Source organism: Caballeronia sp. LZ043 (assembly GCF_031451075.1).
Lineage (GTDB): Bacteria > Pseudomonadota > Gammaproteobacteria > Burkholderiales > Burkholderiaceae > Caballeronia.
Genome location: NZ_JARUXT010000002.1, coordinates 246586 through 268357, shown reverse-complemented (window position 1 = coordinate 268357; position 21772 = coordinate 246586). Strand labels below are relative to the sequence as shown.

The 21772-nt window shown below is 67.1% G+C and carries 17 protein-coding genes; 8 read left to right on the top strand and 9 right to left on the bottom strand.

Going from position 1 to position 21772, the window contains the following annotated elements:
• The 5 genes from QCE64_RS14560 to QCE64_RS14540 form a co-directional block, all read right to left on the bottom strand.
• A complete protein-coding gene (locus QCE64_RS14560) occupies window positions 1-891 on the bottom strand; it encodes an amidohydrolase family protein (protein ID WP_310004476.1) in 891 nt (296 codons plus the stop codon).
• On the bottom strand, window positions 888-2774 hold the full coding sequence (locus tag QCE64_RS14555; protein ID WP_309920868.1) for a TRAP transporter large permease subunit: 1887 nt from the start codon (window positions 2772-2774) through the stop codon (window positions 888-890). The genes QCE64_RS14560 and QCE64_RS14555 overlap by 4 nt, the downstream gene beginning before the upstream one ends.
• Entirely contained in the window at window positions 2774-3793 is a 1020-nt protein-coding gene (locus QCE64_RS14550) for a TRAP transporter substrate-binding protein (protein ID WP_310004474.1), read from the bottom strand. Before QCE64_RS14550 ends, QCE64_RS14555 begins: the two co-directional genes overlap by 1 nt.
• A 254-nt stretch (window positions 3794-4047) precedes the next feature.
• A complete protein-coding gene (locus tag QCE64_RS14545) occupies window positions 4048-4842 on the bottom strand; it encodes an enoyl-CoA hydratase/isomerase family protein (protein WP_309932084.1) in 795 nt (264 codons plus the stop codon).
• A 28-nt stretch (window positions 4843-4870) separates the two neighbouring features.
• On the bottom strand, window positions 4871-5935 hold the full coding sequence (locus QCE64_RS14540) for a tartrate dehydrogenase (protein ID WP_309920859.1): 1065 nt from the start codon (window positions 5933-5935) through the stop codon (window positions 4871-4873).
• A 165-nt stretch (window positions 5936-6100) separates the two neighbouring features.
• On the opposite strand from QCE64_RS14540, the gene QCE64_RS14535 reads away from it, so the two are divergent.
• The 3 genes from QCE64_RS14535 to QCE64_RS14525 all read left to right on the top strand — a co-directional run bounded on the left by QCE64_RS14535 (window position 6101) and on the right by QCE64_RS14525 (window position 9504).
• Window positions 6101-7030: a LysR family transcriptional regulator gene (locus tag QCE64_RS14535; RefSeq protein ID WP_309920855.1), complete on the top strand. Its 930-nt coding sequence runs from the start codon at window positions 6101-6103 to the stop codon at window positions 7028-7030.
• 96 nt (window positions 7031-7126) lie between these two features.
• The gene (locus QCE64_RS14530) at window positions 7127-8107 is read left to right on the top strand and encodes a 4-hydroxythreonine-4-phosphate dehydrogenase PdxA (RefSeq protein WP_309920852.1); all 981 of its coding nucleotides are present in this window, start codon (window positions 7127-7129) and stop codon (window positions 8105-8107) included.
• 71 nt (window positions 8108-8178) lie between these two features.
• Window positions 8179-9504, top strand: coding sequence for an MFS transporter (locus tag QCE64_RS14525; RefSeq protein ID WP_310004472.1), 1326 nt, complete (start codon window positions 8179-8181; stop codon window positions 9502-9504).
• Window positions 9505-9516: 12 nt separating this feature from the next.
• Here the strand turns inward: QCE64_RS14525 and QCE64_RS14520 are convergent, their stop codons facing one another.
• Window positions 9517-10425 (bottom strand): LysR substrate-binding domain-containing protein, encoded by a 909-nt coding sequence (locus tag QCE64_RS14520; RefSeq protein WP_309920845.1) that lies wholly within the window; start codon window positions 10423-10425, stop codon window positions 9517-9519.
• A gap of 102 nt (window positions 10426-10527) precedes the next feature.
• Here QCE64_RS14520 and QCE64_RS14515 point away from each other — a divergent pair, with 102 nt between their 5' ends.
• The 5 genes from QCE64_RS14515 to QCE64_RS14495 all read left to right on the top strand — a co-directional run bounded on the left by QCE64_RS14515 (window position 10528) and on the right by QCE64_RS14495 (window position 14613).
• The gene (locus QCE64_RS14515; protein ID WP_310004469.1) at window positions 10528-11673 is read left to right on the top strand and encodes an FAD-binding oxidoreductase; all 1146 of its coding nucleotides are present in this window, start codon (window positions 10528-10530) and stop codon (window positions 11671-11673) included.
• A complete protein-coding gene (locus tag QCE64_RS14510) occupies window positions 11657-11959 on the top strand; it encodes a (2Fe-2S)-binding protein (protein ID WP_404987376.1) in 303 nt (100 codons plus the stop codon). The genes QCE64_RS14515 and QCE64_RS14510 overlap by 17 nt, the downstream gene beginning before the upstream one ends.
• Window positions 11956-13416: an NAD(P)/FAD-dependent oxidoreductase gene (locus tag QCE64_RS14505; protein WP_310004467.1), complete on the top strand. Its 1461-nt coding sequence runs from the start codon at window positions 11956-11958 to the stop codon at window positions 13414-13416. Before QCE64_RS14510 ends, QCE64_RS14505 begins: the two co-directional genes overlap by 4 nt.
• A gap of 49 nt (window positions 13417-13465) precedes the next feature.
• Window positions 13466-14260 (top strand): ABC transporter substrate-binding protein, encoded by a 795-nt coding sequence (locus tag QCE64_RS14500; RefSeq protein WP_310004466.1) that lies wholly within the window; start codon window positions 13466-13468, stop codon window positions 14258-14260.
• A gap of 89 nt (window positions 14261-14349) precedes the next feature.
• Window positions 14350-14613, top strand: coding sequence for a hypothetical protein (locus QCE64_RS14495; RefSeq protein WP_309920833.1), 264 nt, complete (start codon window positions 14350-14352; stop codon window positions 14611-14613).
• A gap of 35 nt (window positions 14614-14648) precedes the next feature.
• On the opposite strand, the gene QCE64_RS14490 is transcribed toward QCE64_RS14495, so the two are convergent.
• The 3 genes from QCE64_RS14490 to QCE64_RS14480 all read right to left on the bottom strand — a co-directional run bounded on the left by QCE64_RS14490 (window position 14649) and on the right by QCE64_RS14480 (window position 21745).
• Complete coding sequence (locus QCE64_RS14490) at window positions 14649-16397, bottom strand: hypothetical protein (protein ID WP_309920831.1); 1749 nt, start codon at window positions 16395-16397, stop codon at window positions 14649-14651.
• Between the two features lie 78 nt (window positions 16398-16475).
• On the bottom strand, window positions 16476-17621 hold the full coding sequence (gene tssA / locus QCE64_RS14485) for a type VI secretion system protein TssA (RefSeq protein WP_310004463.1): 1146 nt from the start codon (window positions 17619-17621) through the stop codon (window positions 16476-16478).
• The gene (locus tag QCE64_RS14480) at window positions 17618-21745 is read right to left on the bottom strand and encodes a type VI secretion protein IcmF/TssM N-terminal domain-containing protein (protein ID WP_309920825.1); all 4128 of its coding nucleotides are present in this window, start codon (window positions 21743-21745) and stop codon (window positions 17618-17620) included. The genes tssA and QCE64_RS14480 overlap by 4 nt, the downstream gene beginning before the upstream one ends.
• Window positions 21746-21772: the final 27 nt, after the last annotated feature.

Genomic DNA, 21772 nt, shown 5'->3' with positions numbered 1-21772 from the left:
TCAGGCTGGCGCGTAAAACGCCACTGCGTTGTCATGGAAGAGGCGCCGTTGATCGGCCTCGCTCATGTCCTGCACGATCTCGAAGAAGCCGTCATAAATTTCGTCGAACGTCGCGCACAGGCTGTCCACCGGGAAATTGCTCGCGAACATGCAGCGGCCGGCGCCGAACAGTTCGATGGTCGTGCGCACGATCCAGTCGTTCGCTTCCGCCGTCCACGGCATGCCGGGCTGACCCAGACCCGAGATCTTGACCCACGCGTTATCGCATTGCGCGAGCTCGGCCATGGCATCGCGCCACGCCGCGAGCATGGCGGCGCTGCGATTGGCGGGCAGACCGGTGTGATTCAGCACAAGGCGCGTATCCGGATGATCGCGCGCCAATTCAGCCGCTTCGTGCAGATGCCACCACGGCGTCTGCAATTCGAAATGCAGGCCGTGTTGCGCAAGCCGCGCATAACCCGCGCGCCACGCCGCGTCGCTCATGCCGCCCGCCGCGCTCATGCCCGGCGCGGCATTGGCGCGGGGCTTGTGACGGATGCCGCGCACGAATGCATGGCGCGTCAGTCCCGCAAGCGTCGCGTCGAGATCCGGGCGATCCAGCCACGCCTGTCCCACGGCGACGCTCGGCAAGCCTTCCCGCCGCCGGAGTTCCGCGATGTACTCCATTTCGCCGAGCGGACCGCGCGGCTCCCATTCCGCCTCGATATACACGCTCCCCGCAAGCCGGAAACGCTGTGTGTCGCGCCGGTAATCTTCCGGCAGGTACGGCGCCCGGATCGTGCGATAGTCGCCATAGCGGAAGTTCGCGATGGTCTCGCCGCACAGCCACGGATAGGTGTTAAGGCGCGTGTCCCAGAAGTGCTGGTGGGCGTCGAAGATGGGCAGGGTCATGTCGGCAGGAATCCGGTCGAAATCCACGGCACGAACGCGACCACCACGATCACCAGCAGCAGCGCGAGCAGATACGGAACGACGCCGCGCATTACGCCGTCGGGTGAGGTCTTGCCGATCATGCACGCCGCATAGAAGCCCACGCCGAAGGGCGGCGCAAACAGGCCGACGCCCATGCACAGCACGACCACGATGGCATAGTGCACGTCGCCGATGCCGAGCGCGCGCGCCACCGGAAACAGCAGCGGACCGAACAGCACGACGGCCGGAATGCCTTCGAGCACGCTGCCGAGCACAAGAAACACGACGATCGAAATGGCCAGGAAGCCGATGCGCCCGCCCGCCACGCTCTCCATCAACGCGGCCAGCGACGCCGAGAAACCCGACTGCGTCAGCGCCCAGGACATGGCCGTCGCCATGCCGATCGTGAACAGAATGGCTCCCGACAGACTGGCGGTTTCGATCAGGATCGGATACAGCCGCCGGAACTCGATATGCCGGCGAAACGCATGCAGCGCGAGCCCCGCGACAATCGTATAGGCCACGCCGACGGTCGCCACTTCGGTCGCGGTCGCGACGCCTTCGACCACGGCCGAGCGGATCAGCACCGGCAGGGCGAGCGCGGGCAACGCGGCCAGGAAGGCGCGCAGGATCTCGCGCGGCGGCGCACGGCGGAACAGGCTTTTCGGTTCGGAACGGGTCTTGAACCAGACCACGGCCGCAATCGCCAGGCTCGCGACGCACGCGGGCAGCAGGCCGCCGGTGAACAGCGCGGTGATGGAGATGCCGCATACGGCGCCGATGGTGATGAGCACGATGCTCGGCGGAATGGTCTCGGTCATCGCCGCCGATCCGACCAGCAGCGCAACGAGTCCGCGCGGATCGCAGCCGCGCTCTTTCATTTCGGGAAACAGCGCGGGCGCGACGGCGGCCATGTCGGCTACCTTCGAGCCCGATACGCCCGAAACGAGGAACATCACGACCAGGAGGACGAATTGCAGGCCGCCGCGCAGATGGCCGATCAACGCCGCCATGAATTCGATCAGCGCGCGCGCCAGTCCGGACAGATCGAGCAGCGCGCCGAGCAGCACGAACAGCGGCACGGCGAGCAGGATCATCTGCGACATGCCCTCGTCCATGCGATTCACGACGATGCTCACGTCGATGCCTGCCGCCAGGTTCAGGTACGTGACCGTGGCCACACCGAACGCGAAGGCAATGGGAATGCCGGCCGCGATCGCCATGCCGAGCAGCAGCACGAAGAACACCAGCAGGTTGTAATTGCCCATCGCGGCCAGCGGTTCACGTGCGAACCACAACGCCGCGCCGATCGCGCCCAGCACGGCGAAGGCCAGCGCCAGCTGACGCGGCGAGCTTTCACGCACCAGCACCGCGAGCGAGGCGATCAGCATCAGGATCGCGCCAACCGGCAGCGCCGCCGTGCGCAGGCCCACGGGAATTTCCAGCGCGGACGTGGTGATCGCCATGTCGGCCTGCGCGTGACCGATGGCCGGCACGATGATCAGCGCGACGAACACGCACACCAGCATCGCAGCGACCGTGCGGCACCAGGTCTGCCAGCGCGCGGGCAGCCGGCTGACGAGCGCGGTCATCGCCATGTGCTCGCCGCGATCGAGTGCGAGCGCCGCACCGAACATCGCGAGCCAGACGAACAGGATGGACGCGAGTTCGTCCGACCAGACGAGCGGCGCATCGAACGCATAGCGCGCCACCACGCCCGCGAACAGGATCACCGTTTCGGCCACCACGAGCAACGCCGCCAGCGCGCCGGCCAGCCGCATCGCCGCGCGGCTCGCGCAGACGAGCATGCGCTGCAGCGGATGACGCGCCGCCTCGCCTTTCTTGTAGACGGCGCTCTGCATCAGCCGATCCTGCCGGTGTATTGTTCGAGCTTCGCCCACAGCGTGTCGCCGAAGCGCTTCTTCCAGTCGGCATAGAAGCCCGCGCTCTTCAGGCGATCGCGGAACGCCGCGTGATCGACTTCGTTGAACTGCAAGCCGTGCCCCTTCAGTTGTGTGATCAGCGAATCATTGAGCGCCTTCACGTCGGCGCGCTCCTTGAGCGCGGCGGCGTTCACATTGCGGCGCACGATCTCCTGCATGTTCGGCGGCAGCTTTTTGAAATTCGCCGTGTTGCCGAGGAACCAGAAGCCGTCCCACATGTGATTGGTCAGCGCGCAGTATTTCTGGACTTCATAGAAGCGCGTGGTGTCGATCAGCACGAGCGGATTCTCCTGCCCGTCCACCACGTGCGTCTGCAACGCCGAGTACACCTCTTCGAGGCTCAGCGTCGTCGGCGACGCGCCGAATGCGCGAAACACCGAGGTCCACAAGGGGCTCGACGGCACCCGGATCTTCAGGTCCTTCAACTGGTCGGGCTGCGTGATCTGGCGCGTGCTGGTGGTGATCTGGCGATAACCGCCGTCGAAGATCTTCTCGAAGGCGAACAGCGGCGTAGCGTCGATCTTCTGGCGGACGTAGGCGCCAAGGTCGCCGTCCATCGCTTTCCACACTGCGTCATAGTCCGGAAACGCGAAGCCGACGCCGCTGATCTGCGCGTCCGGCACCATCACGCCGAGCGAGAGCGGCGAGTACGTCAGGAAGTCGATGGAGCCCGCCCGCAGCTGCGAAAACATGCTGACATCCGAGCCCAGCTGCGCATTGGGAAAGACCTGCAACTCGACGCGCCCGTTCGATTCCTCGCGGATCTTCTGCGCCATCTCCTTGACGCGCACGGTCATCGGATGCGTGACAGGCTGGAAGTTTGCGTACTTGAGCCGGAACTCCGCCGCGCTGGCCCTGCCCGACCAGCCCGTCATGGCGCCGGCGGCGGTCGCCGCGGAAACGGTCTTGAGGAAACTGCGCCGCGTCACTGATTGCATGTCGTCTCCATTTATTCTGTGGCGATGCAGCCTGCAAAACCGCAGCCCGTCATCGCCTTCCGATGGCAACCGCTTTGTTGTATGACGAAGTTATCATATAAGTTGGTACGGCAAATCTACGGTATTTCCCGTAGTTGCGATGCGGGTACGTGCGGATGACGGACGTGCGAAAGCGACGCGCTGACCTTGCGGCCCGCGCGTCGCGTGTTTGAGCGTGAAAGTGAGAGAGTGAGCGAGGAGCGCGCCGCCCGGCGTCACTCGCCCGTCCAGACCGGCGGCCGCTTCTCCGTGAACGCCGCGACGCCCTCATGAAAATCGCGGCTGCCGTAGCACTCGCGCACGAGATCGTCGCCTTGCAGCGGCAGAGCGGCGAGCATGCGCGAGATGGATTGCTTGGTCACGCGCATCGTGACTGGCGCATTGCGCGCGAGCCGATCCACATGCGCGGCGGCACGCGTATCGAGCTGATCCGGCTCGCAGCTTTCGAACACAAAGCCCGCGGACAGCGCGTCATCCACGTTCAGCATGTCGCCCAGCACGAGCATGCGCTTGGCGCGCCCGATGCCGAACTCGGCGACGAGCCGCGCCGTATTGCCGATCGCGAGGCAGTTGCCCAAGGTACGCGCGATGGGCACGCCGAACTTCGCGTTGGGCGTTGCGATGCGCAGGTCGCAACAGGCGGCAATCGCGAGCCCGCCGCCCACACACCAGCCATCGACGATGGCAAGCGTCGGCATCGGCAATGCATCGATGCCGCCGAGAATGCGCTCGATGCGATGCTCGTAGTTCACGCCGTCCTCGCCGCTTTCGAACGCGCCGAACTGCCGGATGTCGGTGCCCGCGACGAAGGCCTTGCCGCCCGCGCCGCGAAACGTCACCACGCGCACGTCACGTGACGCGGCGAGGCGTTCGCAGATCGCTTCGAGTTGCTCGTACATGTGCCAGGTCATCGCGTTGTGCGCGGCCACGCGGTCGAACACCACGTGCGCCGCCGCGCCCTCGATGACGAGACGGACGTCGCCGTCGCTGCTTGCATCGGTCTGAGTCATGCCGTGTCCCCGTTGTCGATGATCCGCTTCAGCCGAGGCGCGCCACCACCGCGCCGCCCACTTCGCTCGTGCTGGCCTTGCCGCCGAGATCGCCGGTATGCGGGCCGTCCTTCAGTACGTCGGTGATGGCGGCGAGGATCGCGTCGTGCGCCTGCTGCTCGCCGAGAAACTCGAGCATCATCGCGGCGGACCAGATCATGGCAATCGGATTGGCGATGCCCTTGCCCGCGATATCCGGCGCCGAGCCATGGACCGGTTCGAACAGCGACGGGAAGTCGCGTTCCGGATTCATGTTCGCCGACGGCGCGATGCCGATCGTGCCCGTGCAGGCCGGACCCAGGTCCGAAAGAATGTCGCCGAACAAGTTGGTGGCGACGACCACGTCGAAGCGGTCCGGGCTGAGCACGAAGCGCGCGCACAGGATGTCGATGTGCTGCTTGTCCCACGTCACGTCCGGATACTGCGCGGCCACTTCGGCGGCACGCGCGTCCCACCACGGCATGCTGATCGAGATGCCGTTGCTCTTGGTGGCCACGGTGATTTTCTTCGCGCGGCTCTGCGCCAGGTCGAAGGCGAACTTGAGCACTCGTTCCGAGCCCTTGCGCGTGAAGATGGACGTCTGCGACACGAACTCGCGCTCCGTGCCTTCATACATCACGCCGCCCACCGACGAATACTCGCCCTCGGTGTTTTCCCGCACGATCATGAAGTCAATGTCGCCGGCCTTGCGCTTCGCCAGCGGCGAAGGCACGCCTTCGAACAGGCGCGCGGGCCGCAGGTTGATGTACTGGTCGAACTCGCGGCGGAACTTGAGCAGCGAACCCCACAGCGAAATGTGATCCGGCACCTTCGCGGGCCAGCCCACCGCGCCGAACAGGATGGCGTCGCAGGCTTGCAGTTGCGTCTTCCAGTCGTCGGGCATCATCTGGCCGTGGGCTTCGTAGTAATCGCAACTGGCCCATTCGATATGCTCGTATTCCAGCGCAATGCCGAAACGCTTGCTCACGGCATCCAGCGCGCGCAGCGCTTCGGGCATCACTTCCACGCCGATGCCGTCTCCCGGAATCACGGCGATGCGATAGGACTTGCTCATGCTGCTCGTCTCCTTGATGGTTCGATGGTGGCCATTCTAGTCGCCGCGCGTCCGCGCTTCGACCGCATAACGGTGAAGTGATTCTGCACGAAGTGTGAATAATCGGCTGACGGTGCCGGGGCGCGCCCGCGCTAGAATCGGCACGTTCCTTTCATCAGGCAAGCCATGACGCGCCGCTCCGACCGCATCCAGTTCGACCTGAAGACGCTGCGCCTGTTCGAGGCTACCGCGGAACTGGGCGCGATCACCAAGGCCGCCGAGCGCCTCGCGCTGGCGCCCGCTGCCGCATCACGGCGCATCAGCGAAATGGAGACGCAACTCGGCGTCGCGCTGTTCGAACGCCGTCCGCACGGCATGACCCTCACCGACGCAGGCCGCGCGTTGCTGGCTCACGCGCGCAGCATGATCCACACCGCCGAGCGCATGCATGAAGATGCCGCCGCGTTCCGGCAAGGCGCGCGCGGCGTCGTGAAGATCGCGGCGTGCACGTCGGCGGTCTTGCAGTTCCTCGCCGAGGACGTGCAGCGCTGCCATGCGGCGCATCCGGGTATCGACATCGACTTGCAGGAAGCCAACAGTCACGGCGTGATGCAGGCGCTGACGCGCGGCACGGTCGATATCGGCATCTATGAAGCCTCGCTCGGGCGGCTCGATCTGCCGACGCGCCCGTATCGCGAAGACCGGCTGGTCGTGCTGACCACCGCCGATCATCCGCTCGCCGCGCACACCGAAGTGCGCGCCGCCGACCTGCTCGACTGCGACGTGATCGGCCTTACCGTAGGCTCGGCCATCTCGATCGCGCTCAGCCGTCTCGCCAGCCAGATGGACCGGACCCTGCACATGCGCATTCGCGTCGGCAGCTTCGACAGCATGACGGCGATGGTCGCGGCGGGCGTCGGCATCGGCGTGATGCCGCTGGGCGTGGCGCGCGTGCTGGCCGACGGGAAGCGCTTCCGCATCCTGCCGATCGAAGGCACGTGGCCGGTGCGCCAGATGCTGCTGTGCCATCTTCCCGCCGATGAGCTGTCGTCCTCGACGCTCGCCGTGCTGGACCTGCTGGCGCAGCCGGTTTCGCAAAAGGCGAAACCTGCATAAGCCAATGAGCGATGGCGTGAGCGCGTGTTTGTCCTTAACGTAAGGACTTTCCGCTCGCAAGAAGCGGAGCGTTCCCACTGTCATCGCCGGAGCTTCATGACTTCAACTCCCGTACGCATTGCGCTCAGCATCGGCGACCCCGCCGGTATCGGCGCGGAGATCATCGCGCGTCTGCTGGCGGATCCCGCCACGCGCCAGCGCGCCCACGTCACGCTGATCGGCAACCGCGACGCCCTCGCCCGGGGCGCCGCCGCCGCGAACGTGCCGGTTCCGCAGGCCAGCGACTGGCTCACAATCTTGCCGTGGGCCGGCAGCGACACCGTGTTCGAGCCGGGCGTCATCAGCGAGGCGAGCGGCCGCTTCATGCTCGATTCATTGCGGCTCGCCGTGCAGCACGTCACCGAAGGCCATGCCGATGCCGTGTGCTTCGGCCCGCTCAACAAGAGCGCGCTGCGCGCCGGCGGCATGCAGGAAGAAGACGAGATGCGCTGGTTCGCGAAGCTGCTGGACCATCGCGGCGTGTGCGGCGAACTCAACGTGCTGGACCCGCTGTGGACCGCGCGCGTGACCTCGCACATTCCATTGCGCGAAGTGTCCGAGCGGCTTTCGCCGGAAGCGGTGGCGGACGCCATCGGCATGCTGACGGCGGCGCTGCGTGCGGCGGGCGTTGCGCAACCGCGCATCGGCGTGTGCGGCCTCAATCCGCATAACGGCGATCACGGCAACTACGGCAGCGAGGAGACCGACATCATCGAGCCGGGCATGCGCCTCGCCGCTGAACGCGGCTGTGCCTCCACCGGCCCCTATCCCGCCGACACCATTTTCCTGCGCGCCCGCGCCGGCGAACTCGACGGCATCGTCACGATGTATCACGACCAGGGGCAGATCGCGACCAAGCTGCTCGGCTTCGAAGTGGGCGTGACCGTGGAAGGCGGCCTGCCGATCCCGGTGACGACGCCCGCGCACGGCACCGCATACGACATCGTCGGACAGGGACGCGCGAGCGGGACCGCCATGGCGCGCGCGTTCGATCTCGCCTGCCGCATGGCGCACTCGACGCAAGCCGCCACCGCCTGAGCAAGGCAATGTGAATAGAAGGGCCGGCGGCGCACGCACGCGCCGACACGGCCATCGCATCTGGAGGAGACATGGTTTCGCAATCGCTGCGCGCCCCGCGCACGCAGGTTCAGAAAGTGGTGCTCGCGCTGCTCTGCGCGATGTCGTTCATTCTTTATCTCGACCGCGTGAATCTCGCCGCGGCCGCCGGGCCGATCAAGGCCGAGCTGGGCTTGTCAAACACCACGCTCGGCGTCGCGTTCTCGGCGTTCGGCTATACGTATGCGATCTTTCAGATCGTCGGCGGCTGGCTCGCCGACCGCATGGGCGCGCGCCGCACGCTGTTCGTCTGCGGCGCGATCTGGGTGGTCGCGACCATCGCCACCGGCATGGTCGGCGGACTGGCCTCGCTGTGCGCGGCGCGTCTGTTGCTCGGCATCGGCGAAGGCGCCGCGTTGCCCGCGCAAGCGCGCGCCATCGCCAACTGGTTCCAGATGAAGGACCGCGGCTTCGTGCAGGGCATCACGCACTCGTCGTCGCGGCTCGGCAATGCCGTCGCGCCGACGCTTATCGCGCTGCTCGCCACGCTCTATTCATGGCGTCTGTCGTTCGTCATCGTCGGCGTGCTGACGGCGATCTGGATCGTCGTGTGGGTCTGGTACTACCGCGACGACCCGCGCGCGCACCGGCGCATCAACGAAGCCGAACTGGCGCTGCTGCCGCCCGCCGCCGATCCTTCGCAGGCGCGCGCCGCGACGCCCTGGCGGCGCATCTTCGGCCGCATGTCGCCGACCATCTTCGTGTACTTCTGCCAGGTATGGAGCAACACGCTGTTCTTCAGCTGGGTGCCGCTGTTCTTCCTGCATGGCTATGGACTCAACCTGAAGGAGTCGGCCATCTTCGCGTCGGGCGTGTTTCTCGCGGGCGTGGTCGGCGACGTGACCGGCGGCTTCCTCAGCGACCGCGTGCTCAAGCGCACCGGCAGCCTCAGGAAGGCGCGTCAGGGCGTGATCGCGTTCAGCCTGCTGGGTGCGCTCGGCTTCATGATCCCGGTGATGCTGAGCCGCGACCTGACGGTGGCCACCACGTGTTTGTCCGGCGCGTTCTTCATGCTCGAACTGACGGTGGGCCCGATCTGGGCCGTGCCGATGGACATCGCCCCGCTCCACGCCGGCACCGCGAGCGGCATGCTGAACACGGGCGCCGCGCTCGCGACGATCATCTCGCCGGTCGTGTTCGGCGTGGTGATCGACGCCACCGGCAACTGGAGCCTGCCGTTCGTGGGCTCGCTGCTGTTCCTGCTGCTGGGCGCGTTGATGACGCTCAGGATTCACCCGGACCGCACGATCGACGATGCCTCCGAGCGGCACGGGCTTAACGGCGGAGATGCGGCTACGGTCGTGGGGCGGTCGGGCTGAAAGCTGAAGGCTTCAGCCGTCGGCGATGAGCCGCCCGAACGCCTCCCTGACAGCATCGCAGAAGGTATGCGCGACGGCCGGAATCGGTTGCGAGGCGTTGGTCACGATGTAGAAATGGTCCGGCACGGCAGGCGTGAAGGGCTTCACCGCCACGCGCGGCCGGGCATAGGCGGCAGTCACCGGATCGATCAGCGCCACGCCCGCGCCGTTCGCCACCAGCGCGACGATCGCTTGCGACAGTTGCGCCTCGATCACGAGGTCGCGGCTCACGCCTGCCTCCACGAACACGCGGTCGATGGCGCTGCGTGCGTCGAAGCTCTGCGGGAATGACACGAAACGTTCGCCGCGCAAGTCGTCCGGCTTAAGCGACGCGCGCCGCGCCAGCCGATGTCCGCGCGGCACGATGCAGCGCATGACGGCGTTGCCGAGCCGCTCGCTTTTCACGGCGGGATGCGGAATGGGCTCGGCGATCAAGCCGACATCGCATTGTCCCGACGCGATCTTCTCCACCACCGTCGTGGCGCTATGTGCGAGCAGGATCACGTCGATGCCCGGATAACGCTCGACGAAGCGCGCGATCACGGCCGGCAACAAGTCCAGCGCCACCGCGGGCGATCCCGCCACGCGCAAGGAGCCGCGCCGCATGGCGCGAATCTGCTGCGCGGCCTGCGCGATCCGGTCCATGCCGACGAACGCCCGCTCCACTTCCTCGAACAGCACGCGCGCTTCGGCCGTTGGCGCGAGCCGGCCCTGCTGACGCTCGAACAGCACGAAGCCCACGCGTTCTTCGAGATCGGCAATGAGACGGCTCACGGCGGGTTGCGAGATATGCAGCGATTCGGCGGCGCGCGTCACGGTATGCCTCAGCATCACGGCGCGGAACGCTTCGATCTGGCGGATCTTGAGGTCGGAGGAGGTCATAACACTGGATTATAGGTGACGGACAAATCGACATTTGACGGCGTATTTTGCCGCCGTCAGAGTTCGTCCTTGATCCGTAAAAGCAGGCAGGAAACCTCATTCATGCAGGACAAACCGGTCCATAACACGGCGCGCCGCTTCGATCACGTCGTGGCGGGCGGCGGTCTCGTGGGCATGGCGATCGCTTACGGACTCGCCCGCGCGGGCAAGCGCGTGGCCGTCTGCGACGGCGCGGACTCCACTCATCGCGCGGCGCGCGGCAACTTCGGGCTCGTCTGGGTGCAGGGCAAGGGCGGTCGCTGTCTGCCCTATGCGCAGTGGTCGCGCCAGTCGTCGGAACGCTGGGGTGCATTCGCGGCGCAACTGCGGCGCGAGACCGGCGTCGATACCGGCTTCGAGCGGCCTGGCGGCATCGAGCTTTGTGAAACCGCCGAGCAACTCGAAGCAGGTGCAAACCTGCTCGAATCGATCCGCGCGCAGGACCCGTTACTCACTTACGAGGTGCTCGACCCTGCCGCGTTGAAGGCGCGTGTGCCGGCGGCGTCGGACCGGCTCGCGGGCGCGCTCTACTCTCCCCACGATGGCCACGCCAGCCCGCTCTACACGTTGCGCGCCCTGCAGCAGGGCTTTGCGCTGCTCGGCGGCACTTACCTGCCGCGCAACGAAGTGCGCGAGATCCGCCCGCGCGCGGACCGCTTCGAGATCGATACATCCGGCGGCACGCTGGAAGCAGAACGCGTCGTGCTCGCTGCCGGGCTCGACAACCGCCGCCTCGCGCCGATGGTCGGCATGCACGCGCCCATCACGCCCTTGCGCGGACAGATCATGGTGACCGAGCGGCTTGCGCCGTTTCTCGACTATCCGACGCTGGTCGTGCGGCAGACGCCCGAAGGCTCGGTCCTGCTGGGCGATTCCGCCGAACCGGTCGGGTTCGACGACGGCCAGACCCGCGCCGTCATGGCCGACATCGCGCGGCGCGCGCGCACGGCGTTTCCGTTGCTTGCGCACGCGCGCATCGTGCGGGCGTGGGGCGCGCTGCGCATCATGACGCCCGACGGCCTGCCGGTCTACGAGGAATCGCGCGCGCATCCGGGCGCGTTCCTCGCCATCTGTCACAGCGGGGTGACGCTGGCTGCCGCGCACGCGGACGTCATCGCGCCATGGATCGCGGGCGGTGCGCCGCCCGCGCTGATTCACCCTTTTGTCGCCACGCGCTTTTCGAGTTCCGCCGATGTCCACGCTCTTTGAATCCCTCGCCACCGGGCCGACGCCGATGGTGTCCGTCGACCTCGACGGCACGCTCCGGCGCGTGCCGCCGCATTACACGGTGGCGGCGGCGCTGCTCGAAAGCGGTCTCGCCGCGTGCCGTACCACGCCGGTCAGCGGCGCGCCACGCGGCCCGTTCTGCATGATGGGCGTGTGCTTCGACTGTCTCGTCGAAATCGACGGCGTGCCGAACGTGCAGGCCTGCATGACGCGCGTGCGCGACGGCATGCGGGTGCGCGCAATGGACGGCCGGGCGAGGCTCGCATGACGCAACTGTCGACGCAGCCGCTCTGCGACCTGTTGATCGCCGGCGCGGGACCGGCGGGCATGGCGGCGGCCATCGAGGCGCGCCGGGCGGGTCTCCAGGTGATCGTCGCCGACGAGGGCGAAGCCCTGGGCGGGCAGATCTACCGCAACCTCGGGCACTCGCCGCTCGCCGACGCCCGCGTGCTCGGCGACGATTATCTGGCGGGGCGCGATCTGATCGAACGTTTCGACGCCAGTGGCGCGAGGCTGCTGTCGCGTGCGTCCGTATGGCAGATTGCCTTCGAGGACGGCCGCGCGGTCGCCATGCTGACGCGCCGGCCGCACGGCGCCGACGCCGGCGGCACGCTGGACATCGCGGCGCGCGCCGTGCTGGTCGCGACCGGCGCGCAGGAGCGTCCGTGGCCGGTGCGCGGCTGGACCCTGCCCGGCGTGATGGGCGTCGGCGCGGCGCAGACGCTGCTCAAGTCGTCGGGGCTCGCGCCGTCGCGGGATGCGGTGCTGGCCGGATGCGGACCGTTGCTGTGGCTTTTCGCGTCGCAGTTGCTGAACGCGGGACGCCAGGTGCGCGCCATCATCGACACCACGCCGCGCGATGCCTGGCGCGCCGCCTTTCCGCACGCCCTGCCCGCGCTCGCGGGCGCCGACTATCTGCTCAAGGGCGTCCGCATGATGCGCGCGGTAAAGCGCGCGGGCATTCCGGTGCATCGCGGCGCGCGCGTGGTGTCCATCGAAGGCGAGGCTCATGCGGAGCGCGTGCGTTTCGTCGACGAACATGGCGTGCCGCGTGCCATCGACACATCGCTCGTGCTGCTGCATCAGGGCGTGATTCCTTCCACACAACTGGCGCGCTCGCTCGGCTGCGAGCATCGATGGGATACGGCCTCGGCCTGCTGGCGGCCGCGCACCGATGCACGCGGGCGCAGCAGCGTCGAGCGTGTCTGGATTGCCGGCGATGGCGCGGGCATCGGCGGCGCGAAGGCGGCGGCGCTCGCGGGCACGCTGGCGGCGCTGGAGATCGCGCGGGAACTGGGCGTGCTGGACGCGCCGACGCGCGATGCGCGCAGCCGCCCCGCCTTGCGTGCGCTGAAGCGGCACCTTGCCGTGCGGCCGTTGCTCGATGCGCTCTACACGCCACGCGCCGCGCTGCGCCGTCCCGCCGACGACGTGATCGTGTGCCGCTGCGAGGAAATCACGGCGGGCGAAGTGCGCGGCATCGCGGCGCTCGGCTGCCAGGGCCCGAACCAGATGAAGGCATTCTCGCGCTGCGGCATGGGACCGTGCCAGGGCCGCTGGTGCGGCACGACGGTCGGCGAACTGATCGCGCAAGTGCAGGAGCGTCCGGTTGCCGAGGTCGGCTACTACCGCATCCGCGCGCCGATCAAGCCGGTCACGGTGGACGAGATTGCCGACTCCATCGCCCTCGACGAAGACTTCACGCGCGGCGAATTCCCAAGTTGAGCGCACGGCCCGAACATTCAATCAACGACACCACCCACACGGAGCCCACATGAAAATTACCCGCGCCCGGACCTTGCTGAACGCTGCCGCGTTTGCCCTGATGGCCACGGCCACGCTGGCCCAGGCCAAGGAATGGAAGACGATCCGCGTCGGCGTCGATCCGACCTATCCGCCGTTCGAATCCGTCGCCAAGGACGGCAAGGTGCAGGGCTTCGACATCGACCTCGGCAATGCACTGTGCGCGCAGCTGAAGGCGCAGTGCGCGTGGGTGCAAAGCAGCTTCGACGGCCTGATCCCCGGTCTGCAGGCGCGCAAGTTCGACGTGATCCTCTCCTCGATGGCGGCGAACGAAAAGCGCCGCCAGCAAATCGATTTCACGGACCGGCTGTATCGCAACCAGACACGCCTGATCGCGAAGGCAAGCGACCATCTGCTGCCCGAGGCGGCCAAGCTGTCCGGCAAGCGCATCGCGGTCGAGCAAGGCACGGTGCAGGAGACCTACGCGCGTGAAAAGTGGGCGGCGGCGGGCGTCGAAGTGGTTGCGTACCCCAGCTATGACCAGGCCTATGCGGACCTGACGGCCGGACGCGTGGATGCGGTGCTGATGGACGCCGTGCAGGGCCAGCTCGGCTTCCTTTCGACGCCGGCGGGCAAGGGCTACGCGTTCGCGGGCAACGTGGTGTATGACGCGAAGATCATGGGCGACGGCGACGCCGCCGGCGTGCGCAAGTCGGACCCGGACTTGCGGGACGCGCTGAACGGCGCGATCGCGCAGATCCTGAAGGATGGAACGTATCGCAAGATCGAGGCGAAGTACTTCGATTTCGACATGTACGGGAAATGAGGCACGCCCGCAGGTTTGCCGATTTTCGATAACGCCCGACGCACTGCCCTGCTTGACATGGACTGATCGCGATCAGTCCAGGAGCCGCCGTGTTTCCGTCCGCGCGTCATCGGTGCGATCCGCAAGGCTTCGTGCAGGCGCTGGCGCGGCCGTTGATCGAAGCAAGACGTTGCGCCCGCATGGAGATTGCCACGCTCAACGCAAGCGTGCGCGGCATCGAGATCGGTACGGCGGATGGGCGCGGCATCCCCGCGGACCGCGTGGTGCTCGCGGGCGGGCCGTGGTCGGCGCAACTGATCGCAGGGGAACGCCCCGCGCTGCTGGAACGGTTCTCGGCGAGGCGCTTCGCGTAGCGCGAACGCCCCTGCCGCGCGGGCTCGTTCAACGCTCAGGCCAGCACCGCCGCCCCCACCTTCGTCTTCCAGTCCGACATGACCTGGTGCGAATTGAGCGCGTGATTCAACAGTCCCTGCACGCTCTTGATGGCCGCCTTCTGCTTCGTGGTTTCATCGCTCGTGTGCAGGATCACTTCCTTGCGCTCGCGCGCCTTGAACGAGAAGCCGGAATCGCGCATGTACTTCGCCGCGTAGTGCTTCAACGCGGAAAAGTAGTCCGTACCCGCGTCATAGCTGCGCTGCGAGGTATCGCCGAGATCGTTCACCATGCGGATCATCGTCATCAGGCTGCCGCAGATGCCGGTGTTCAGCGTGAGCATCGGGATGATCGCGCTGGCCTTGCAGCCCTCCTTGAAGAACTCGGTGAAGCGCGCCGTGTCATGCACGAGGCCGCCACGGTCCTTGGCCGCCGGCGCGAAGTTGCCCGTCTGATAGTTCTGACGCGGCTCGCGGTCGTACATCTGCCGCGCGAGCTTCAGGAAATCGCCGATACGATGCGCTTCCGCCAGACGCATGATGGTCTTGACCAGCCATTCGATCGCCGTCATCACCGCGCTGACGAGCGCGCCCGCGCCCGGCAGGAAGATCTGCGCCGACAGGCCGCCCACGCCCTTCAGCACGTCCTTGACGCCCGCGCCGATATCCATCTCCATCTCTTCTTCGATGGCGCGTGCGAGTTCGGCCGGATGTCCTTCGCGCAATTCGAACTTCTTGCGCAAGGACACCATGGAGAACTTCTGGGCCACGGCCGCGAAGGTCTTGGCGAGCCCGGTGAAGATCTCGATGCCCGAGCCGACATACGGCGCGGACGCCTGGCAGATCGCCACGACCGCCTTCTCGATCAGCGCCTTGATCGCGCTGCCGGCCAGCGACGCGGGCCAGTCGCCGTCCGCCAGCATCTTGGTGCGCAGGGTCTCGATGACGCCGACGATCTTGTTGTACACCCATTGCTTGAACTTCTGCCACTGCTCGGCAAGCTTGAACGGCGTGTCGGGTCTGAACGCTGCGCCGAGCACCCTGTCGTCCTTCTGGTTGGTGCCGTCCGTCGATGCAATCGTCTTGCCGAGACCGAGCGCCCCGCCGCCTGCGCTGATGAACGTCGATGCATTCTGGCTCGGCAGCTTGCCCATCCCGACCGACTTCGAGGTCATCTTGTTGCCGGTCGCGCTGAAAATGGCGTTGCCGCTGTCGCCAGACAGCTTGGTCGGATCGTTCTTTGAGATGTCGAAGGTCGTGCCGAGCGAAACCGCCGTGCCCGCCACGCTCAGGCCTTCGAACGCCATGCTTGCGTAGTTCGCCGCGCTCAGTTCGACCGAGATGTTGGAGAGCAGGTACAGCACGCCGAAGCGCGCATGCGGAATCTCTTCGCTATCGATCTTGGCCAGCGCCGCCGCATGCCCGACCGACGGCGCCACCGCCACGCTCTTCTCCAGCGCCTTGAAGAGATCCGCCATGAAGCCCTTGCTGGCCTTGTTGCGCTCGCACTTGCTCCACATTCCATGCTTCTCGCGCAGATAGACCTTCATCTGGTTGTAGAGCAGGTGCGCCGCGTAGCGTTCCTGATCCGGCGACTTGTTGACCTGCGCGTAGAACGCCTTGTAGCACTCGTCCATGGCGAGCGTAGACGAACTGCGTTTCGAGAACGTCAGCGAAGTCTTCTTGATCCATTCGTCGGGGCTCGGCAAGGCGCCCAGCGTGGGCGTGAGCGACGAAATCCTCGGAAAGCTGGCAGGCATGTTCATGACAGGACCCGTTGGTCAATGATTGTTGTCTTGTTGATGGAGCGAACCCATGGAGCGAACCCATGGAGCGAACCAGCGTCATTCGATGCCGAGCATCGACAGATAACGGGCCATGTCGCCTTCGCTGCGCACGACTTCGCGCATCAGTTCGGGCAGCGGCATCTTGCCCCAGGCCACCGCGCGCCACAACAGGAAGGGCGTCGGGCTGTGCGGTTCCTGCTCGGCGAGATAGTCCGCCACGAGTTCGAGCAACTGATACGCATGCGCGCGGCTTTCCACGCGCGAGAGCGGGACGGCGCACTCCACGCTCAGCGGCATCGCGGGAGCAACGGGCGTCGTCGGGAGTTCGTGCAACACGGTGTCCATGGCGTGCTCCTGCGAGGCAAATTGAGTGTGGGCGAGTGCAGCGCCGACATGGATCGGCTCGGCCGGCGCCGGCCGCGCGTTGTCGCCGAGCAGGCTCGTCACCGCTTGCAGCACGCGTCCGAGCGTGTCCGCGACGCGCCCCAGATGCGGCGCGTCGTGTCCCAGCCGCTCGTCGAGCCGCGCGCTGAAGGTACGCCACACGGCCTGCGCGGTCTCTACCTGCTGATGCAGCGACACCAGCGCCGCGAGGTTGCCGGCGCGGCGCACGTGCTTGTCGAGCAGATCGCGCGTGAGCGTGGCGCCCTCGCCCGCCTGCGACGTGATGACGTGCTGCCATTCGTCGAGGTTCACGTACTCCGGCTCGCGATCCTCGATCATCAGCAGCGGCAGATGCACGGTGAGCACGAGCGGCAAGGCTTCGTTGAGCCACGCGAACGGCGCAGTGCGCGCGTCGGCGTCGCCGGGTTCGAGTTCGGGCCATGCGTGCGGCCAGTAGCGGTCGGCAAGCGCAATCATCAGCCGCGTGCCCGCGATCAACCCCTCGACGCGATGCATCCGCGTCCACGCCTCGCACAGCCACGCCGCCAGCTGGAAGTCCTTGCTGCGGGTGGCGAGCGCCTCGGAGCACAGCGCCGCGACGCGCTTCCAGTCCGCCTTGACGAGCGGCCGTTCCCATTCGCCCATCGGCAGCGTGGCGTCGTCGTGACGGCGCGCATCGCGGATCTGCTGATACACCGGGTCATAGCGCAGCGACACGCCCGCGCCGTGGTTGTCGTCGTCGTTGCTGACCGGTTCGAGCAGCGCGTCGAAGTCGATCACGACCGTCGCTACGGTTTCCATCGGATAGGCCTGTTTCATAGTGCGCTCCATTCGGGTGCCCGAACCGGGAAGCTGCCGGGCCACGGCAGCGGCGTCTTCTTGCCCGCGGGCATCAGCGTGACGCGCATGAAGAGGCGCCCGCGCGCCTGCTTCGGCAACAGCGAAAGATCGGCCGGGTTGGCCGTGCTCAACGGGAATTCGAGGCGCAGCAGTTGCGACATGCGGTCGCCGCGCGGCCCCGCATCCGCCACGCGCTCACGGTTCACGAACGAGATCAGCGCCCACGGATCGTTGAACTGCCAGGTCAGCGTGCGGCCATCGGTGCTGTAGCCGCGTTGCTGCGGATCGGCGGCGGCGGCCAGCGGCGAGTCCTTCGCGAAGTGCACCGTGAGCACGACCGGCGTGCCGAAGTCCCAGTGCAGCGTGCGCGGCGTGTCGTTCATCGACAGGCTTTGCGAGCCGGTCGTGAGCGTCCAGTCGATCATCTGGTTGCCGGCCACTTCGGCGTTGCGGTTCACGCGGAACTCGACGTTCAGGTCATAGCCGTTGGGTGCGCCGTCGTCGGACGGATAGAGCGGCGCGAGCAGCGTCTTCACCTGATCGAAGTTGTCGATGAACTGGCGCACCTTGTTGTTGGTCAGCGACGCCGTGGAGCCCGAGGCATGGAAGGTCTCCGACACGGCGTCATAACGCTTCAGCACCTGCCCCAGTTCGCCGAAGTCCGCGACGGTCGGCGTGGCCGCGTTCGCGCGCGCCGCCACCGGCTGCATGCTGGCGCTCTCGAACGGCAGGCGGCCCGCGACGCTCTCGTTGAACGCGCTCGCGAAATTGCCCCATTCCTGCCGCAGGTCGAACACGTAGCCCGAGCGGCAGCGCGCCAGCAGACGGTCATAGAGACGCGCATGCAGGGTCGCGAAGTAATCGTCGCCGCCGCCGCTCGACACGCGGCCCGAGAACTTCGACATGCAGCCCGCGCCATTCGGATCCGCCGCCACCGACAAAGCAAATTGCTCCAGACGCAGGAGGCTGCTGTTCGGGTTCTTGAGCCGATAGCGTTCGAGATCGCGTTCGATGGCCTGCCAGCGCTGCGCGAGCGGCGAAGCGGCATCGGCGCTATCGAGCGCGGCGAGATAGGTCGCGGCCTGCTTGCCGAGCGCCAATGCGCGCTGCGCCTGCTGATCCAGATACGGCGCGAGACCGGCCGCATCGTTGACGCCGAAGGCCGCTAGAATCGGCGCACGCGTGCTGTGCGCGGTGTCCGGCAGGTCCTGACGCGTCGCGTACAGCTCGGATTGCGAGAGCCCCTCGTCGACCCGCTGAAGGTGCTGCATCGCATCGTCGGACACGAGCGAATTCAGTTCGTCGATCTGCGCGCTCGCGCCGAGCTCCGTCAGCAACGCGCCGATGCGCGCGATCCGCGCGCGCGCCGCGTCGAAGGCGGCGGTGTCGGCATCGCTCAGCGGCGCTGCGGGACCGATGTTCGCCGCCGACGCCGTCTGCGCAATCAGCAAGCGCGCAAACTGCTGGTCGAGCGCCGTCTCGACAGCGGGACGCGCCGTCGCCGGCAGGTTCACGAGGCCATCGGTCAGGAAGCGCTTGCGCATGTCGCCGAGCGCGAGCGCCTGATCGAGCTGCGTGCGGTCCCAGACGATCGCGGTGCCATCGACGAGCGTCGGCAGTTCGCGGTCGCGCGGCGCGATCATGAACGGCTGGTTCAGCAGGTTCGACAACGCATCGCGCAGCGCAGCGCGGCCCGGCGACACCGTGTAGCGCGCGTCCTTGTCCGACCAGACCACGCCGCTGTCCGCGCCGCCGAAACGCAGCGCCAGTTCGCTGCGGAAGGCCTGGAAGCCGGTGTCGTCGCGCTGGCGCATCTGGTTCGCGAGATCGGCGCCGAGCAGGCGGTTCTGCGCGATACGCGAGAGCGTGCGGTCATACACCGCGCCCGGCATGAACTGCGCCTGATGCAGCCAGCCGCCCTTGCCCGAGGCCAGCAGTTCGCGCTGCGTATCGACGCCCGCCACCACCGCGCGATAGCCCGCCGCGATACGCGTGATGTCGCCGGCGTTGCCATCGGCCATGCCGAGTCCATTCAGATGCTCGCTGATGCCGCGTTCCGCCGTGAGCAGCGGATTGTTCGCGAACAGGCCGTTGTCGAGTTGCTGCGCGCCCTTGTCGAGGGTGCAGCGGAACGCCTGGCGCACCGCATTCACGTCGACGCCCGCATCCGTGCTCGCCACGCCGTCGCGGCCCGCACGGGCGCGATGGAAGTACGGCACGCTGTCCGCGACGCTGCCCTGCAACTCCGCGCCGAGCGCATAGCGCACGACGAGCCGCAGCGCGTCGGCGTTGCCCGACGAGGGCTGCTGCAAGCGTTGCAGCGCCTGCAGCGCGGCGTCGAACTGATCGACGTTGTTCACGTACAGCTGAAGCGCGCGCATCTGGGGCAGATCGTCGATGGCGAGGCTCGCGGGCGCGAGCGCATCGCTGCGCGCGCCGGCGGGCGCGGCGCAGTCGTCGCCGATGATCAGTTGCCCCGTGCTCGGGTCGCGTCCCACGCCGGTCAGCGTGCTGACGCGCGCGACCATCTGGCGTTCGAGCGCGGCCACCGCAATCTCGCCGAACTCACGCTCGAAGCGCTCTTTCACGCGCGCGTTGAGATCGTCGATGAAGGCCCACGAGCCCGGCATGAACACGGTCCACCCCGTGCCGGTCTTGATGTTCTGATTCAGCGCGATCAGGCCGAGCGCCTTGCGCCGGTACCAGTCGGCGGGCATGTCCTGGCCTTGCTGCGCGGCGGCGGCACGCTCGGCCGCATCGCGATGCAGCGAACCGAGCGCCGCGACGAGTTCGCCGTTGCGATGACTCAGCTGCGCCGTCGCCACTACCAGTCCGATGCCCCAGCCGCCCAGCAGCGCCACGCCGCCCCAGCGCAGCGCGCGATTGAGCACCGGCCGCGTCAGATGCTGCGACCGCGAAGGACGCGTGAGGCCGTACTCGGAGAAGATCTTCTTTTCGAACAGATCGCGCAGGAACGCGGGCTGCAACATCAGGTCGTTGATGTGCGCGTTCGGTTCGCGGCGGCCATCGCCGAGTTCGTGTTCTGCTTCGGGCGCTTCGTCTCCCGGCAATGCTTCCGGTGCGGCGGTCATGGCGTCCTGAGCCACGCTCCACTGCGCGAACTCGCTCGCATCGCCGGTCAGGTAGATGCCGCGGAAGAAGAACGGCTCATGGTACGCGCTCGCGCGCAGCAGTTCATCCACGTAGGACTGAAGCTGCGCACGCATGGCGTCGATGCGCGAAGGCAGTTGCAGGAACTGGCGTGCATCCAGATGCGCGGGATCGAGCGCGAACAGTTCCGCGCTCGCATCCGACACCGAACGCATCACGCTGTTCATCGCGGTATCGACCCAGCCGGGCTGATACGTGGTCGAGAGATCGTAAGGCGACGACCAGCCGAGCATGCTGGCGCGCAGCGGCTCCGGCAACGCGCGCGCGAAGGTCGCGAAACCCGGCAGCGCATCGCAACCGGTCACCACGACATACACCGCGAAACGCATCGCGAAGCGGTTCTGCGCGAGCCACAAACGGCGATGCGCAAGCTTCGCGTGGCGCACGAGTTCGAGGCGCGCATCGGTGTCGTCGGCGAGCAGGGTTGCTGCGGGCACCGTGATGACCACCGAATCGAACGGACGCTGCGGCCGATAATTCCGGCACAGGCTCAGGAACTCGTCCCACGGCTTGCCTTCGTCGTCATCCGGCGAGCCGAGATAGGCCGCCTTGATATCCACGACGATGCCGCGATCGAAGAAGTGCCACGAGATGCCGTCGGTAGCCGCGAGACTCGACGCATCCGCGCCGAGCACGCTCGCCACGCCCGCCTGCGCGATCGGCAGCGGACGCGGATCGTCGCCTTCGTTGAGGATCATCACCCACGGAATGTTGTAGCGTTCCGCGCGCGTGGCGATATTGCCCTCGATCAGTTCGACCGCCTGCCGGAACGCGCTGCGCAGCGAATCCGAGCGCAGCCGCACGATCTTGCGCTCGGCCTGCGGCTTCGCATGCGAACCATGCAGCGCGAAGTAGACCACCGCGCCGAGCACGGCCAGCACGACCAGCGTGAGCACGCCGATCGACAGCAGAAAGAGATTGCTCGTCAGCATGGCCGCGCTCCTTGCTGCGCGCGGCGC

What these genes read in the sequence shown, in the direction of transcription:
- QCE64_RS14560 (WP_310004476.1), bottom strand. Translation starts at nt 891, where the DNA reads ATGACCCTGCCCATCTTCGACGCCCACCAGCACTTCTGGGACACGCGC.
- QCE64_RS14555 (WP_309920868.1), bottom strand. Translation starts at nt 2,774, where the DNA reads ATGCAGAGCGCCGTCTACAAGAAAGGCGAGGCGGCGCGTCATCCGCTG.
- QCE64_RS14550 (WP_310004474.1), bottom strand. Translation starts at nt 3,793, where the DNA reads ATGCAATCAGTGACGCGGCGCAGTTTCCTCAAGACCGTTTCCGCGGCG.
- QCE64_RS14545 (WP_309932084.1), bottom strand. Translation starts at nt 4,842, where the DNA reads ATGACTCAGACCGATGCAAGCAGCGACGGCGACGTCCGTCTCGTCATC.
- QCE64_RS14540 (WP_309920859.1), bottom strand. Translation starts at nt 5,935, where the DNA reads ATGAGCAAGTCCTATCGCATCGCCGTGATTCCGGGAGACGGCATCGGC.
- QCE64_RS14535 (WP_309920855.1), top strand. Translation starts at nt 6,101, where the DNA reads ATGACGCGCCGCTCCGACCGCATCCAGTTCGACCTGAAGACGCTGCGC.
- QCE64_RS14530 (WP_309920852.1), top strand. Translation starts at nt 7,127, where the DNA reads ATGACTTCAACTCCCGTACGCATTGCGCTCAGCATCGGCGACCCCGCC.
- QCE64_RS14525 (WP_310004472.1), top strand. Translation starts at nt 8,179, where the DNA reads ATGGTTTCGCAATCGCTGCGCGCCCCGCGCACGCAGGTTCAGAAAGTG.
- QCE64_RS14520 (WP_309920845.1), bottom strand. Translation starts at nt 10,425, where the DNA reads ATGACCTCCTCCGACCTCAAGATCCGCCAGATCGAAGCGTTCCGCGCC.
- QCE64_RS14515 (WP_310004469.1), top strand. Translation starts at nt 10,528, where the DNA reads ATGCAGGACAAACCGGTCCATAACACGGCGCGCCGCTTCGATCACGTC.
- QCE64_RS14510 (WP_404987376.1), top strand. Translation starts at nt 11,657, where the DNA reads ATGTCCACGCTCTTTGAATCCCTCGCCACCGGGCCGACGCCGATGGTG.
- QCE64_RS14505 (WP_310004467.1), top strand. Translation starts at nt 11,956, where the DNA reads ATGACGCAACTGTCGACGCAGCCGCTCTGCGACCTGTTGATCGCCGGC.
- QCE64_RS14500 (WP_310004466.1), top strand. Translation starts at nt 13,466, where the DNA reads ATGAAAATTACCCGCGCCCGGACCTTGCTGAACGCTGCCGCGTTTGCC.
- QCE64_RS14490 (WP_309920831.1), bottom strand. Translation starts at nt 16,397, where the DNA reads ATGAACATGCCTGCCAGCTTTCCGAGGATTTCGTCGCTCACGCCCACG.
- tssA (WP_310004463.1), bottom strand. Translation starts at nt 17,621, where the DNA reads ATGAAACAGGCCTATCCGATGGAAACCGTAGCGACGGTCGTGATCGAC.
- QCE64_RS14480 (WP_309920825.1), bottom strand. Translation starts at nt 21,745, where the DNA reads ATGCTGACGAGCAATCTCTTTCTGCTGTCGATCGGCGTGCTCACGCTG.